At 65.9% G+C, this 14,044-nt stretch carries 13 protein-coding genes and 1 tRNA gene; 9 read left to right on the top strand and 5 right to left on the bottom strand.

What is annotated here, in order from left to right:
- The first annotated feature begins 2 nt into the window (after positions 1–2).
- A complete protein-coding gene (locus ACLQ3C_RS14550) occupies positions 3–1,049 on the top strand; it encodes an SURF1 family protein (RefSeq protein WP_425705789.1) in 1,047 nt (348 codons plus the stop codon).
- 102 nt (positions 1,050–1,151) lie between these two features.
- Here the strand turns inward: ACLQ3C_RS14550 and ACLQ3C_RS14545 are convergent, their stop codons facing one another.
- Together ACLQ3C_RS14545 and ACLQ3C_RS14540 are read right to left on the bottom strand one after the other, a co-directional pair.
- Positions 1,152–2,135, bottom strand: a complete 984-nt coding sequence (locus tag ACLQ3C_RS14545) for a cobalamin biosynthesis protein (protein WP_425705788.1) — start codon at positions 2,133–2,135, stop codon at positions 1,152–1,154.
- Positions 2,136–2,146: 11 nt separating this feature from the next.
- Entirely contained in the window at positions 2,147–2,779 is a 633-nt protein-coding gene (locus ACLQ3C_RS14540; protein WP_425705787.1) for a Type 1 glutamine amidotransferase-like domain-containing protein, read from the bottom strand.
- Between the two features lie 62 nt (positions 2,780–2,841).
- Here ACLQ3C_RS14540 and ACLQ3C_RS14535 point away from each other — a divergent pair, with 62 nt between their 5' ends.
- Positions 2,842–3,672, top strand: a complete 831-nt coding sequence (locus tag ACLQ3C_RS14535; protein WP_425705786.1) for a spermidine synthase — start codon at positions 2,842–2,844, stop codon at positions 3,670–3,672.
- Here ACLQ3C_RS14535 and ACLQ3C_RS14530 read toward each other — a convergent pair.
- Positions 3,660–4,478 (bottom strand): maleylpyruvate isomerase family mycothiol-dependent enzyme, encoded by an 819-nt coding sequence (locus tag ACLQ3C_RS14530; protein ID WP_425705785.1) that lies wholly within the window; start codon positions 4,476–4,478, stop codon positions 3,660–3,662. The genes ACLQ3C_RS14535 and ACLQ3C_RS14530 overlap by 13 nt on opposite strands.
- 335 nt (positions 4,479–4,813) lie before the next feature.
- On the opposite strand from ACLQ3C_RS14530, the gene ACLQ3C_RS14525 reads away from it, so the two are divergent.
- From ACLQ3C_RS14525 to ACLQ3C_RS14515, 3 genes are all read left to right on the top strand, one after another.
- Positions 4,814–5,629, top strand: a complete 816-nt coding sequence (locus tag ACLQ3C_RS14525) for an alpha/beta hydrolase family esterase (protein ID WP_425705784.1) — start codon at positions 4,814–4,816, stop codon at positions 5,627–5,629.
- A 58-nt stretch (positions 5,630–5,687) separates the two neighbouring features.
- Positions 5,688–6,665: a helix-turn-helix transcriptional regulator gene (locus tag ACLQ3C_RS14520; protein ID WP_425705783.1), complete on the top strand. Its 978-nt coding sequence runs from the start codon at positions 5,688–5,690 to the stop codon at positions 6,663–6,665.
- A gap of 129 nt (positions 6,666–6,794) precedes the next feature.
- A tRNA-Val gene (locus tag ACLQ3C_RS14515) sits at positions 6,795–6,869 on the top strand.
- A gap of 160 nt (positions 6,870–7,029) precedes the next feature.
- Here ACLQ3C_RS14515 and ACLQ3C_RS14510 read toward each other — a convergent pair.
- On the bottom strand, positions 7,030–8,313 hold the full coding sequence (locus tag ACLQ3C_RS14510; RefSeq protein ID WP_425705873.1) for a DUF222 domain-containing protein: 1,284 nt from the start codon (positions 8,311–8,313) through the stop codon (positions 7,030–7,032).
- A gap of 295 nt (positions 8,314–8,608) precedes the next feature.
- Positions 8,609–9,019 carry a PIN domain-containing protein gene (locus ACLQ3C_RS14505; RefSeq protein ID WP_425705782.1) on the bottom strand — a complete coding sequence of 137 codons (411 nt, stop codon included), beginning with the start codon at positions 9,017–9,019 and terminating at the stop codon, positions 8,609–8,611.
- Between the two features lie 115 nt (positions 9,020–9,134).
- On the opposite strand from ACLQ3C_RS14505, the gene ACLQ3C_RS14500 reads away from it, so the two are divergent.
- The 4 genes from ACLQ3C_RS14500 to ACLQ3C_RS14485 all read left to right on the top strand — a co-directional run bounded on the left by ACLQ3C_RS14500 (position 9,135) and on the right by ACLQ3C_RS14485 (position 13,901).
- Entirely contained in the window at positions 9,135–9,491 is a 357-nt protein-coding gene (locus tag ACLQ3C_RS14500; RefSeq protein WP_425705781.1) for a type VII secretion target, read from the top strand.
- A 105-nt stretch (positions 9,492–9,596) separates the two neighbouring features.
- Entirely contained in the window at positions 9,597–11,891 is a 2,295-nt protein-coding gene (locus tag ACLQ3C_RS14495) for a hypothetical protein (RefSeq protein ID WP_425705780.1), read from the top strand.
- A gap of 859 nt (positions 11,892–12,750) precedes the next feature.
- Positions 12,751–13,239, top strand: a complete 489-nt coding sequence (locus ACLQ3C_RS14490; RefSeq protein WP_425705779.1) for a hypothetical protein — start codon at positions 12,751–12,753, stop codon at positions 13,237–13,239.
- A gap of 203 nt (positions 13,240–13,442) precedes the next feature.
- Positions 13,443–13,901, top strand: a complete 459-nt coding sequence (locus ACLQ3C_RS14485) for a hypothetical protein (RefSeq protein WP_425705778.1) — start codon at positions 13,443–13,445, stop codon at positions 13,899–13,901.
- The last annotated feature ends 143 nt before the right edge of the window (positions 13,902–14,044 follow it).

The following is a 14,044-nucleotide window of genomic DNA, read 5'->3' as shown; positions in this document are numbered from 1 at the left end:
GTATGCGCACGTTGCGAAACGTCATCCGACCGGGGTGGATCGCCCTGATCATCGTGGTGATCGCATTTGCTGCGGCGTGCTTCATGCTGTTGGCGCCGTGGCAGCTCGGCAAGAACTCGGCGACCTCCGAACGCAATCACCTCATCAAGTCCGCGGTCGCGACGGCACCGGTACCGATCGACAAGGTCGCGCCGCCCGGCTCGGGTTTCGCACCGTCGACAGAGTGGCGTGAGGTGTCGCTGACCGGCACGTTCCTCACCGACAAGCAGGCCCTCGTCCGTCTGCGGTCGGTCGAGGAGCGGCCGGCCATCGAAGTCCTGACGCCCTTCCGGATCGCCGGCAGCGACCGGGTGCTCGCCGTCGACCGTGGCTATGTGCGCCCGGACCAGAGCAACAACGCCCCGGTGATCCCGGCACCGCCGACCGGTGAGACGACCATCAATGCGCGGATCCGCGCCACCGAGGGCACCACCGCCGGGCGCGGCGCCCGTCCCGAGGACGGCGCGCTGACGATGTACACGATCGACCCGACCCAATTGTCGATGGCGACCAGCACTCCGATGGACGCGTTCTACCTGCAGCTCTCCCCCCAGCAACCGGGTTCGCTCGGCGAGATCCCACTGCCCCAGCTCGACTCCGGCCCATATCTGTCCTACGGCCTGCAGTGGCTTGCCTTCGGGATCATGGCACCACTGGGGGCCGGCTATTTTCTCTATTCCGAGATCCGGCAACGCCGGCGTGCGGCCGCCCAGAAGCGAGCCCACGCGGCCGAGGCGGCTGCGTCCGGTGGCGACGTGCCGCCGACGAATGGCGCGGACCTGTCCGGCGCCTCCGGCCGGCCGGCGAATCCCGCCGACGTCTCGTCGGCCATCTCTCGTTCTGAGCGACGTAAGCGGATGCGCGCCGACCTGCGGCAGGCAGCCGCCGGACGTTCCTCGAGAGGCGACTCGACCGACGACGTCACGCCGGTGGGCATCGGCGCCGGCCCGGACACCGAGCATGTCTCCACGACGGTCCGCGACAAACTCTCCGAACGCTACGGCAGCTGAGCGCCCAACCGTCGCGGCATTCCCGCTCACTCATTTCGTTCCCGCTCGACGATCTCGTCGAGCGGGAATCAAATGGTTGAGCGGGAACTCGATGCGAATCACCTACATGCGCCGGCTGCGCAGCCACGCGAGCACGACGGAAGCGGCCAGGGCCCCGATCTGTACCCGCCTCGACAATCGCAGGGCGGCACGCAGATCGGTCGTCGCCGGTGGGCGGCCCCGGCCGAGTGCCGGACGGTTCTCGGTGCGGTGTGGATACACGGTGACCCCACCGAGCCGCACGCCGAGCGCGCCGGCGAACGAGGCTTCCACCACGCCCGCATTCGGACTGGGATGCGCCGACGCGTCGGCGCGCCACGCACGGAGCGCTCCCCGGCGGTCGGGTCCCACGGCCACCACCACGAGTCCGGCGAGGCGTGCGGGCAGCAGATTCAGCGCATCATCGAATCGGGCCGCCGCCCAACCGAATCGGGCATAGCGGGTGGTGCGGTGGCCGATCATCGCGTCCAGAGTGTTGGCGGTTCGGTAGATCAGCAGCCCGGGCACCCCGGCGAGCGCACCCCACACCAGCGGACCGACGGCGGCATCGGAGGTGTTCTCGGCCACCGATTCCACAGCGGCGCGGCAGATTCCGGCCTCGTCGAGCACATTCGGGTCGCGTCCACACAAACTGGGGACGAGTTCGCGGGCGCCGGAGACGTCGTCGGCGTCGAGACGCCGGGCAACGGAGCCACCGACACCCATCAGGGTGGTGCCACCGAGTACCGCCCAGGTGACCGCGGCCGTCACCGCGATACGCCCGGGTCGGCGATCGGCGAACGGACGCACCGAGAGCATCCCGGCCGCCCCGGCCGCGGCCACGCACGTCGCGCAGTGAGCGAGACCCGCGGCTCGGCTGTCGGCATAGGTGCGGCGCTCCAGTGCGGCGGCGATGTTCCCGATCCCGGCGACGGGATGCCCTCGGCGCGGGTCGGCGAGGACGCGGTCGAGAAGGTAGCCGAGGACCAGTCCAACCGGCTCCGGACGGAAGGTGCCGGCCCACCCCGACCACGTCGGCCTCCCGGTGCTCGCATGCCGGACAGTCATCCGCCCACCCATCAGAACCCCGAGCTGATGACGGCGTGCTCGTCGCCACGAACCCGCAGCGCCTCCTCGTCGGCAAGGGGCTGCAGGTGATGGCGTGACCCGTACTCGCGGCGTACCGAGTCGATCAATTCCCGCGGGTAGGGCGGCAATTGGCCGTCGGCGTGCGGCAGGACGACGGTGTCGATCAGCTCCAGTCCGCGCGGATCGACCGGGCCGGGCGCCTCGGCCGGATCGTCCATCCGGGCCACCGGGGCAATCGACGGGCCGACGACCACCGCCCCGGCACTGCACCCGATGTAGGGCAACGAGTGGCGCACCCGGTCCGCGAGCACATCCCCGGCGCCGTCGCGGCGCAGTGCCCACAGCAGCGCAAAGGTGTTGCCGCCGGCGACGTAGAGGGCATCGACCCGATCGAGGTCCGCGGCGAACTCGTCGCGGTCCTGCCGGGCTGCCGACACGTCGACGATCGCACAGCCTGCGGCATCGAGCCGGTCGCGCTCGGCCCGCTCGCCGGGCTGCCCCGCATAGGGGATCCGCGCGTCGCCGAGATAGCCGATCGTCAACTGCCGCATCGCCTTTCCGGTCGTTTCCGCCACGAATGCGGGGACCGCACCGAAGCCCAGGGACAGCAGCAGCAAATCCATCCTGGCCACGCTACCCGTGGTCGCCGCCGGCCCGACCGGAGGACCGATAGACTCCTGCGGTGATGGCACGCCACCGCCCCGCGCCGGTCGCGGGAACCTATCCGATCGACACCGGCACGGCCGAGCTGGCGCCCGATACCACCTCGGGCGGATGGCTGCTGCAGATCAACGGCACGCACAGTTCGCATATCGATGACGACCCCCGCGTGCTGGACTTCGAATACCTGCGGCAGATGGCCGCGGTCATCGAGGACCACCATCCGACCGAGGACCGCCTGTCGGTTCTGCATCTGGGCGGCGCCGCGTGCGCGCTGCCCCGCTACCTCGCCGCGACGTACCCGGCGTCGCGGCATGTCGCCGTCGAGATCGACGCCGAACTCGCGCGTCTGGTCCGCGAGTGGTTCGACCTGCCCCGCGCGCCGCGTCTGCGCATCCGTGTGGGCGACGCGCGCGCGGTTCTCGAGTCGTTGCATCCGGGCTCGCGCGACGTGGTCGTGCGCGACGCCTTCGAATCCAACCGCACACCAACACATCTGACGACCGTGGAGTTCGTGCGCGCGGTGGCCGACGTCCTCGTTCCCGGCGGTCTGTATCTCGCCAACTGCGGCGACGGGCGCGACCTCGGGCTGGTACGCACCGACGCCGACGCCGTCGCGCAGGTCTTCGCCCACGTGCTGCTCATCGCCGACCCGGCCATGTTGAAGGGGCGTCGCACCGGCAACGTGGTGATCGTGGGCAGCGATCGTCGGTTGGAACCGTCGGCGGCGCTGGTCCGTCGACTGCTCAGCGACCCGTTGCCGGCGCGCACGATCGCTGGTGACGAGGCGCGTGCGTTCGGGCGGGGGCGGGCGCGACACGACTCGCCGGCACCCGGCACCGATCAGATCAGGTAGTCGATCCGGGCCAGGATCGCCTGTGCGAGTTCGTCGTCCCCGCGGATTGTCACCGCGGACGGGTCTGCGGTCCGCCGGCCTCCGGCCAGCCGCACGAGATCGACAGCGTGGAGCTCGAGGACGACGTCCGCAGCGGCGTCGCCGCCGTCGAAGGAATCGACGAGTCCGGCCCGCTCGGCCACCGCGATCCGCACCGTACGCGGCGCGGCCCCGGTGACCTCGAAGATCACCGCGCTGCCCATCGGCACCTGCGCGCGCTTGCCGACGACGTAGGGCAACGAGGCGGTGATCTCATCGAGCACCCAGGCGACCGGTTCGGCGGACGGCGTACCACCGATGCCTCCGTCGCGCAGATCCACCTCGTGAATCCAGCAGTCGAACAACCGGATTCGCATGAACCTGCCGTAGGTGTCCGGACCGGCCGGGGTCTGGGCGTCGACGTCGAAATCGGCTTGTGACATCCGTTGCAGCGCGGCGCTGCGCGTCGCGACGATCTCGTCGAAGGCGTCGAGCACGTTGCCGGCGGGGCGTCCGCGGAAGTGCTCGACCCACTTCTCGTTGAGTTCGCCGATCGGATTGCGCACGTGTGCCCGGTCGGCGATGTCGGCCGGGGCGTCGACGTCGCGGCCCTCGAGCATGGACTCGGTCCCGATGATGTGGGCGATGATGTCGGCGTTGGTCCAGCCCGGCAGGATCGACGCCGCAGTCGACCGGTCACCGAGTTCGGTCGCGAGGGTCCGTAAAGCGCCCCACTCATCGATCAGGACCGGAATCAGTGCGGACGGGTCGATCGACGTGGCGGGCATGGCATCTCCGATTTCTGAACGCGGGCGCTTCTTGCGGTCCGGGTAGGGCCGGGGCCGCGGGTCCGACGCTACCGCGTGGTGCACCGCCGGATGGATCATCTCGGGATCTGGCGACGATGGGCGCGAGACGATGCCGGACAGCGGCATTCGCGGAGGTCCGGCGGCGACCATGCCCTATCCTTGCACCCGTGCGCGTAGCGAATCGGTGGTCGTGGGGTGGCGTCGTTGCTGTGCTGGGTATCTTGGCGACCTGTCTCCTCGGGCCCGGAACGCCCGCCCGTGGCGCCCCATCACCCTCGCCGTCACCGGCTGCGGCCTGCGCCCCTCGCGCCGGCATGCCGGCGAACACGAGCCACACGACCCGGGTCGACGGCGTCGACCGGACTTACCGCGTCCACCTGCCGGCCGGCTACACCGGACGCTCCCCCATGCCGTTGATCCTCGCGTATCCCGGCCACACCGAGTCGCCGGTGAGTTTCGAGCGCTACACCGGCTTGTCGGGTCTGCCCGCGGTCGTGGCCTATCCCGACGGTCTGCTCGGCACCGACGGGGAGCTGTCCTGGCAGGGCGCCCCGTACTCGTCGCCCAAGGCCGACGACATCGCGTTCACCTCGGCGATCCTGCGTGAGGTGCGGGCCACCACGTGTGTGGACCGCAACCGGACCTTCGCCGTCGGGCGCTCCAACGGCGGCGGACTCGTGTCGATGCTGGCGTGCCGGCTGCCCGGCCAGTTCGCCGCCTACGCCATCGTCAACGGGGCGTTCTACGACCAGAGTCGCCCGTACTGCCCGTCGTCGAAAGCGCCGGCCTCGATCATCGACTTCCATGGCACCGCAGATCCCGTCATCCACTACAACGGTGGCACCCGACTCGGCGGACGTTACGCACCGCTCTTCGACGTCGTCGCGTCATGGGCGCGCCGCGACGGCTGTGTGTCCACGCCACTGCAGGTGCCGATCAATGCGGTTGTGACGCAGTTCGATTGGCCGTTGTGCAGTGCGCTGGGCAGCGAGGTCGCGCATTACCGCATCGCCGGCGGCGGGCACGTCTGGCCCGGTTCGACGACGCACGGCCGGCCGGGGGTCAGCGACACCGTGTCGGCGACACCACTGATCTGGCAGTTCTTCAGTCGGCATCCCCTCACCCTCTGAGTGCCGCAATCGGCCAACGCGGACACCAATGGTCCGCGATCTACGGCACGATGAGCTCATGCTCGAAACGTCGGCGCGCCTCCTGCAACTCCTGTCGCTGTTGCAGATGCGACGCGAGTGGTCCGGCCAGGAGTTGGCCGACCGGCTCGAGATCACCACCCGCACGGTGCGACGCGACGTCGACAAGTTGCGTGCACTCGGCTACCCGGTCGGCGCCAGCGTCGGTGTAGGCGGCGGATACCGGCTCGGCGCCGGCGCCGAGATGCCGCCGCTGCTTCTCGACGACCAAGAAGTCCTCGCGGTGGCGCTCGGGCTGGATGCGGTGACGACCGGCCCGGTATCGGACATGGCCGAGGCGTCGGCCGGTGCGTTGAGCAAGTTGCGGCAGGTGATGCCCTCGCGGCTGCGACACCGCCTCGACGCGCTGTCGCTGGAGGCCGTGCCGCGCACGCGCGGTCAGGCGTCGGTCTCGGCAGCGGTTCTCACCGACATCGCCGCCACCTGCCATCGCCAGGAGCGGCTGCGGTTCGAGTATCGGCGCGGTGACGGCACCGAGTCGCGCCGCGAGGCCGAACCGTACCGGCTGGTCCGCAACGGTATGCGCTGGTATCTCGTCGCCTTCGATCTCGGCCGCGACGACTGGCGCTCGTTCCGCGTGGACCGGATGGTGCCCAAGACGCCCACCGGCCCCCGGTTCGCGCCGCGCGACCTGCCCGCAGGCGGGGCGTCGCGATTCCTCGAACGCAGTATCGGCGAGGTGTATCGACAGGCCTCGGCACGAGTGCGCGTCCATGCCCCGCTCGAGGTGATCGCACCCATGGTGTCCGATGCGTGGGGCACGATCGAGTCCGGCGACGAGTCGAGTTGCGAACTGACGATGTACTCGACGTCGCTGACCTCGATCGCCCGGTGGCTCCACGCCTTCGACGCCGACTTTTCTGTCCTGTCCCCCGATGAGCTGCGCGGCGAACTGACCGCGGTGGCCGACCATCACGAGCATCTCGCCGCCCGGTATCGCCGCGCCTGCGGCCCGTGACCTGACGTCGCCGCCGCCGCCGCCGACACGCTGACATGTGCACACACCGGAGCACGTCCCACTCGGTTTGGGCGATCACACCGTGAGCCGCTACATTCGTGTGTTGGTGCGGGCAGTTGCCCGCCCAGCGCGCGTATAGCTCAGCGGTAGAGCTCTGGTCTTACACACCAGCGGTCAGGGGTTCGAATCCCTTTGCGCGCACCAGGTAGACCGCGCGGCGCTGCCGTGAACGGTGCTGGGTCGCGGGCCGGCGGCCCGTATGAAGTTCTCAAGGAACAGTTGCGGTCCCGGCGGGCCGGGTGCAAGGGTCAGAAAGTCATTGTGGGTGAGCCTGTTTCAGGCAAGCACGGTCATGCAGCCGGTCTCAGGCAGCGCTGTCGAGTCGTAGGGTGCGTCGGTTGTAGGCCGGTAGTGGCCGCCGGCGCGGGTCGACCGTAGCCGGCGGTGTCAGCCACGGATGCCCATCGAAGCCCATCACCACATCCCAGCCGCGATCGTGAACGTCGTGGTGGCAGCTCGTGCACAGTAGGCAGCCGTTGTCCAGGTCGGTGGGGCCGCCATCCACCCAACTCACGAGGTGATGCGCCTGCGTTCGCGACGCCGGCGCACCACATTTCACGCAGCATTCATCCCTGAGCAGCAACGCTTTTCGCTGCGACGGCGTGAACAACCGCTTCCCACGCCCGACGTTCAACGGCACCTGCTCGCCGTCGACGATGACGACGGTGATCGCCGCATCACACCCCAACGCCTTCGCCGTCGCGGGTGTCACCGATCCCATGAACTCGAGTGCCGATAGTTTCGGGGCATCGGCCGGGATGGTCAACAGGACGCCGCCGGTCGGCTTGCACGACACGGTCTCGTCGGCAAGATCCTTCTGAGCGAGTTCCAGGATGGATTCGAGAGCATCAGCACGTCGGCGCTCGGCCGGCCGTGGATCATGCGAGCCGTCGGGTTGAGGCTTCGGCGCCGACAACGCTTCCACCAGGCTGTGCAGTTTCTCCCCGGCTACTGCATCGAGGTTGGCGCGCACATCGAGTCGGCCGTCATCGGTTTTGTGGTAGCCGAGTTCGTTGATCGCTTTGTCTTCCGCGGCAGGCTTGCCGTCATCGGTGTCGGCGGCGAGTTCATTTGCGATGGTGCGGGCGTGATCGGTGATCTGCGCGGGCGTCATGCCTGCCGACGACCACGACATCAGTGACATCAGTTGCGCCGACCGCATGTCGGCGTCGACGGGTTCCGGTGACCGAGACGCGATGTGCGACAGCCCCCGCACGATTGCGTCGGCGTGTTCGGAGGAGATGGAACCGTCAGCGGCGTGGCGCAGGAGTGAGTCGATGTCGGTAGCGGTACCGATCCGCACAAATCGCGAGGCGACCGCGGGTGCGCACCCCATCACGACCAGCAGTTCCCGCAACCGACGGCCCTTGCCGTCGGCGACACCGAGTCGGTCGAGGTCACCGGTCAACGTGGCCGCGTGGTGGTCGGCGAGGTTGCGGATCAGCAGAATCTGCTGAAGCGCGGCGTGTGCTTGCGGCCCGGTCATGTCCGAGCCGGTGCGCAGTTCGGCGAGCAGGTCGACAACACCGGCCAGAATTGCTGCGGTATAAGTGATTTCAGCGGTGCTTTCGACAGTTGCGTCGGCGATCAAAATGCCCCCTTGGTGATCGATTCGATGTCTCCAATCTACGCGAACCCACCGACAAGATCCCGCGCTCCTGACTGGAGCTGTGCATCGAATGCCATTTGTGGACAACATCTTCCGCAGTTCCGATGGGCGCTCGATTCTGTCGGTATGGCGTGGTAACGAGCGACCGGACCCGTGGCTGAAGTGAGATCGACGACCGGCACGACACATCCGCCGTCGCATGTGAATTCGCAGCGGGCGCAAGCGTCTCGCCGGCCGCTCGCCCTCGACCATCGCCATCTCTGCGGGCATGAGCTCAGCCGACCGCTCGTCGAGCTTGAAGCACGGGATCCACCACATCGAGGCCCAAGTTCTCGGCCACCACCTTCATCGTCATGTCATGGCTCGCCACCGCGACGGATTCCCCGATCAGAAGTGCCGTCGTCAGGTGCAGGGCGTCCAGCGTCTTGATGTGCCTCTCGATCGACTCCGCGACGGTGCGGACCTCCCGGGTGATGTCGACATGCCCGACACAGCCGAGCAACGCTGCGCCGTCACGCACCGGCCTGCTATCCCGGCGCAGCACGCTTGTCACCTCAGTGTGCAGCAGACGCGACGACACGCACGTCAATTCTGTGCTGCTCATCCACGTTTGTAGGGCCGCTCGCTCGGGCACGTCGAGAATGGTCCGGAGCGCGACGGAAGAGTCCAGGTAAACGGTCCCCACCGACCTCCGCCTCCATTCTCCCGCGCATCTAGTAATGTCTCCGCCAGATAGTTTCAGCGACTAACGGCATTTCGGACATTTCGGGTACGGATGCCGCAAACGTATGGGGGACCCGATGGCACCACCGCAGTCCGCGCAACGGCTTCACGTCAACCCTGCCCACCTGCACAATGCGGGCAAGGCACTGGCATCCTGCGCACAGAGCATCGCCGGTAGCGAAATCCCGGACTTCGCCCACGCATCGGGGTCGTTGTCGCAGATGCGAACCGGCCAAGCGCTGTCCGGTGTGACCAGCGCCCTACACGCCGCCATCGGTGTGCTGGGCGGTCGGTATACGGAACTGTCAGATCTCCTACACAACTCGGCGTCGGCTTTTGTGAACCAAGACAACGCCGACTCGCGGAGTATGCGTCTCGCTGCCAACGAGTTGCTCTCCGTCGGAGATCTCAATCAACCGCTCGTCCGGCGATGACACCGGCCGCTCACTGACGAAGAAGACCTCAGCGACAGAAGACGAACGAGCAAAAACATGTCTTACGTACCGAAATCAGCGGTATACGGCTCGAATGCCCACCCCATGGTCGACACCGCAAACGCGGGCATCCCGCCCCTGCAATCCAGCGTGGATCGGCAGGCCACGAGCATGCATTCGACGATCTGTGGACTCGATTGGCAGGGACAGTCCGCGTCGGCTGCGTTCACCCGCGCCGATCGCGAACTCACCGAACAACGCCGCTTTGAAAACGATGGCTTACGCAGTCTTCTCAACGCCGCCGGCCAGATGGGAGAGGCCTTGGCCGAACAAATCGACACCCTCAAAACACAGGGACACGCACTGGAAGGTGACGACTTCCGGGTGGACGAGGACTGGTCGGTCCATGAGACGCTGAATTTCGCGGATGCCGAGCGGACCGCGTCAGAGGCCGATGACACGGCGTTGCTGCACGCACTCACGGCCATGGCGTCACAACGCGCGCAACGAGCAGCCAACGCGACCGCGTACCTCCAAAGCCTCGCGACGACGCTCTTCACCACCGACAACGACACCGCAAATGCCATCAAGTCGGCCATGGAAGCGATCACAACCCTCGCTCCGGCGAGTGCGGGACTCAACGCCGAGATGGCCGACCGCGATCTGTCGAACGGCCACCTCGGGCCGCAGGCGATCTCTGACCTGCAAGCAGCCCTGCACCTGACGCCCCAGCAACTCGAGGCGATCAAGAACGGGCAAGATGTCGATATCCCACAGGGTCAATACGACTATCTGCAGCGTCTGATGCGGAAAATGGATGGCAGGTCGCTCACCGATCTCAATTCGGAAATCGACAAGCAGCTGGGCCCTCGTGGTGGCCAGTACAAGTCTCTCCTGGGAGACGCGTTCGAAGTGATGAGTGGATCACATACTCACACAGTCGCGGGCGGACGGGGAGGGATGCAGCAGCTCCCAACTGAGCTTCGAGGCATGCTCACCGACGGATACCCATTCGAAAACCAGCAGGGAAGTTACGGTGTACTCCAGGTCAAACATCTCGGGGACTGGCAGGTGCTGAATTCGTTTCTGCAGAACGGCAATCCCGCGCTACGCGCCGGCACCGACCTCGACCGCGGGCTCCTCAGACAGGCGTCCATAATCGGCGGCACCATCACTCATGGTGGCGGCAAGGAACAGTGGAACACTGATGTCCCGGACTATGACGAGGTCCAGGGAGTATTGAGCAATATGCTGCACAACGCCGCACCCGACCACGAGGCGGTGGCAGATTTCTTGACCGGACGCGACATGGCAGGTGTCGACCCGAACTACAAAGAACACACAGGTCAACAGGCCTTCCTGAGTCTGGTGACTCACCACTGGGACAACCACGCCGGCGGTCTCGACGATGTGCTCAACGGGATCGGGCAGGGAGCCCATGCAGGCGGCTTCCAAGGAACACTCGGAGCCGAGTCGGCCGATGTCGTCGCACATGTACTCGGCGACCCGGCAAACAGCGCAAGGCTTCTCGGCAGCACCCCCATGGGCGAATACAACCCTGAAGTCGCCCAGACGCTCACCAAGAACCTGATCCCCTACCTCGGCAACCTGGGCGGCGTAGAGACTCCGGGTATCGACGCCCACGCCCTGCACGCGTTCAACACGACGGACGAGTTCACCAACATGATCAAGGTTCTCGACACCGACCCCGTCTCCGCCCGAGCCATCAACATCGCCGGTGCAGCCTGGACCAATCACCTGGCATACGAGTACGGACTCCACGGCGACGAGTCGTACGCACGAGCGGCCGGAGTGTTCAACCACGTCTTCGACGACGCGAACACCCAAGAGGCTGCGGCAATAGTCCATGGAAACGAAGTGATGGCCGCCATGAAGGAAGAAGACCGACAGCGGGAATGGGACACGGTCCAGGCAATTCTGGGCACCGGATTTGCCGGCGTACCCTCCTATCACGGTGTCGGGCTGTTGCAGGCAATGAACATCCTCGCGCCGGCCGGAAAGGCTGAACTGCTGGATCCCTCAAGCGTCTCGAATTATGACGACCAGTGGTCACGGGGGATCAAAGACGCCAACTGGCAGTATGACAGTCTAGCTGGGCCGGACGCAAGGGCAGCAGCCATCGTCCAGGGCTATGCAGACACACACCCGGAGTTCGTTCAACAGAACTCCCCATACTTCAATGGAGGCCGCCTCGATATAGATGCTGTCAACAGCGATTCCGGCACCTTCAGAGACCTGTACAAGGTTGTTCGGCAGCAGTACGACAATGGCTTCAATGACTCGAACGAAGGCTTCCCAGCAGGAAGAGATTCGACAAATCATCGAATTATTCCATTTATCGATGGCGACACTCCCGACCCCCGAAGGCCACCACACTGATGCGCCGAACCACCCTAATACTAACGATCTGCTTCCTGGCGGGCTGTCTAACGCTGGCGGCCTGCACTAGCACGACCAAGATGCCGCCCAAGCCCGCGCCGACCTCGACATATACGCCCCCCTGGTTCCTTCACTTCACCACCTACTGGATACCCACTCCCGCGCTCGATCTCATGAGCCCCGACGCCACCTTTATCCGCGCGGTAAGCGACTCGAACGATATCGCAATGGAATCTGGATCACAGGGCGCACGAGCCGCATACCCGGGCTTCGTCCATGCCAGCGAGCTCCATAGCCCACCACCGCACGTAGGAGGCGGCACCGACGATCCCAAGCATCCGGAGCCACTCAGCAGGGGCACACTTTTCATTGGCGCTTTCCACAGAGACGGGAATATTGGGACTGCGACAATTTGCCATCCCGGCCTCGACTGGACTAGCGAAGTCCTCACTTACCGGCGCGTTGGGTCTCCACCACCGGCCAACCAGCACGGCCCACACTGGTACCCCATCCACAACGTCTTCGGCGACTGGCAAGTCCTCAACGACACCGTTCCCCACTCCGATCAGCCACCCAGCCTCGCGGTACGCCAATGCGCAGCCGCTCACATCGCCAAGCCAAACAACCCACCCAACAGCCCCGGCTGGTCCTGGGAACCCGACCCCGGCGCATGACACACCAAACACGCCGAGCGCGAACTTTTCTCACGGCATCAGCGCTCACGATGCTGATACTCGCGCTCGCCGCATGCACAACACCCAGCACGCCACCAGCTCCGCCGCGCTCCCCGTCGGTATACGCACCACCATGGTTTCTGCACATCACTATGTATTGGGTTCCCACCCCCGCACTGGATCTCATGAGCCCCGACGCCACTTTCATCCGAGCCGTGTCTGAATCCGACGGAATAGCTTGGCTCAGCGCAGCCCACGCCGCAGTGGCATATCCCGGCTACGTTCACGCCAGGGAACTGCATCCCCTGAAATTCGAAGCTAGAAAGGATCCCAACTTAGCCCGTCCGCTGGCTCAAAGCTCGCATTTCATCGGCGCCTTCCATAGTGACGGAAATACAGCGACAGCCACGATTTGCGAAACGGGTCCCGGCTGGAGCGGCGAAGTCCTCACCTACCGGCGCACCGGGGCCCCGCCGCCGCCCAACCAGCACGGCCCACACTGGTACCCCATCCACAACGTCTTCGGCGACTGGCAAGTCCTCAACGACACCGATCCCGATTTCGACCAGCCACCCAGCCTCGCGGTACGCCAATGCGCCGCCGCGCACATCCCCGAACAAACCAACGCACCCAACAGCCCCGGCTGGTCCTGGAATCCGAACCCCGGCGCATGACACATCAAACACGCCGAGCGCGAACACTTCTCACAGCATCAACACTCACGATGCTGCTACTCGCGCTCGCCGCATGCACAACACCCAACACCACGCCAACTCCCTCGGTCTACGCGCCTCCATGGTTTCTCCATCTAACAACATACTGGATACCCACTATCGCTATTGATCTCACGAGCCCTGACGCAACGTTCATACGAGCCGTGTACGAATCAGAGTCGATCGCTCAGCTCAGCTCAGCGCACGCCGCAGCCGGCTATCCTGGGTACGCACACGCCACCGAATTGCACCCACCGGCCTTCGGACTGGGCGAAGACCCTACTCACGCCTACCAGCCAAGCCGCGACTCGGCATTCATTGCCTCGTTCCATATTCAAGGTACGGTTGCCAGCGCCACGATCTGCCAACCAGGCCCCAACTGGAGCGGCGACGTCCTCACCTACCGGCGCACCGGAACCCCGCCCCCGGCCAACCAACACGGCCCGCACTGGTATCCGATCCACAACGTCTTCGGCGACTGGCAGGTGCTTGACGACCTCCATCCCGACCCCAACCAGCCACCCAGTATCGCCGTACGCCAATGCGCATCCGCCCGCATCCCCGAACAAACCAACCCACCCAACAGCCCCGGCTGGTCCTGGAATCCGAACCCCGGCGCATGACACACCAAACACGCCGAGCGCGAACACTTCTCACAGCATCAATACTCACCATGCTGACACTCGCGGTAGCCGCATGCACAACACCCAACACCACGCCAACTCCCTCGGTCTACGCGCCTCCATGGTTCCTCCACTTCACCACC

It is taken from the genome of Gordonia sp. DT30 (assembly GCF_049844915.1).
Lineage (GTDB): Bacteria > Actinomycetota > Actinomycetes > Mycobacteriales > Mycobacteriaceae > Gordonia.
The sequence above is the reverse complement of the archived record's forward strand: the minus strand, read 5'-3'. Positions and strand labels throughout refer to the sequence as shown.

What these genes read in the sequence shown, in the direction of transcription:
- ACLQ3C_RS14545 (WP_425705788.1), bottom strand. Translation starts at nt 2,135, where the DNA reads ATGACTGTCCGGCATGCGAGCACCGGGAGGCCGACGTGGTCGGGGTGG.
- ACLQ3C_RS14535 (WP_425705786.1), top strand. Translation starts at nt 2,842, where the DNA reads ATGGCACGCCACCGCCCCGCGCCGGTCGCGGGAACCTATCCGATCGAC.
- ACLQ3C_RS14530 (WP_425705785.1), bottom strand. Translation starts at nt 4,478, where the DNA reads ATGCCCGCCACGTCGATCGACCCGTCCGCACTGATTCCGGTCCTGATC.
- ACLQ3C_RS14520 (WP_425705783.1), top strand. Translation starts at nt 5,688, where the DNA reads ATGCTCGAAACGTCGGCGCGCCTCCTGCAACTCCTGTCGCTGTTGCAG.
- ACLQ3C_RS14495 (WP_425705780.1), top strand. Translation starts at nt 9,597, where the DNA reads ATGGTCGACACCGCAAACGCGGGCATCCCGCCCCTGCAATCCAGCGTG.
- ACLQ3C_RS14500 (WP_425705781.1), top strand. Translation starts at nt 9,135, where the DNA reads ATGGCACCACCGCAGTCCGCGCAACGGCTTCACGTCAACCCTGCCCAC.
- ACLQ3C_RS14540 (WP_425705787.1), bottom strand. Translation starts at nt 2,779, where the DNA reads ATGGATTTGCTGCTGCTGTCCCTGGGCTTCGGTGCGGTCCCCGCATTC.
- ACLQ3C_RS14490 (WP_425705779.1), top strand. Translation starts at nt 12,751, where the DNA reads ATGAGCCCCGACGCCACTTTCATCCGAGCCGTGTCTGAATCCGACGGA.
- ACLQ3C_RS14550 (WP_425705789.1), top strand. Translation starts at nt 3, where the DNA reads ATGCGCACGTTGCGAAACGTCATCCGACCGGGGTGGATCGCCCTGATC.
- ACLQ3C_RS14525 (WP_425705784.1), top strand. Translation starts at nt 4,814, where the DNA reads ATGCCGGCGAACACGAGCCACACGACCCGGGTCGACGGCGTCGACCGG.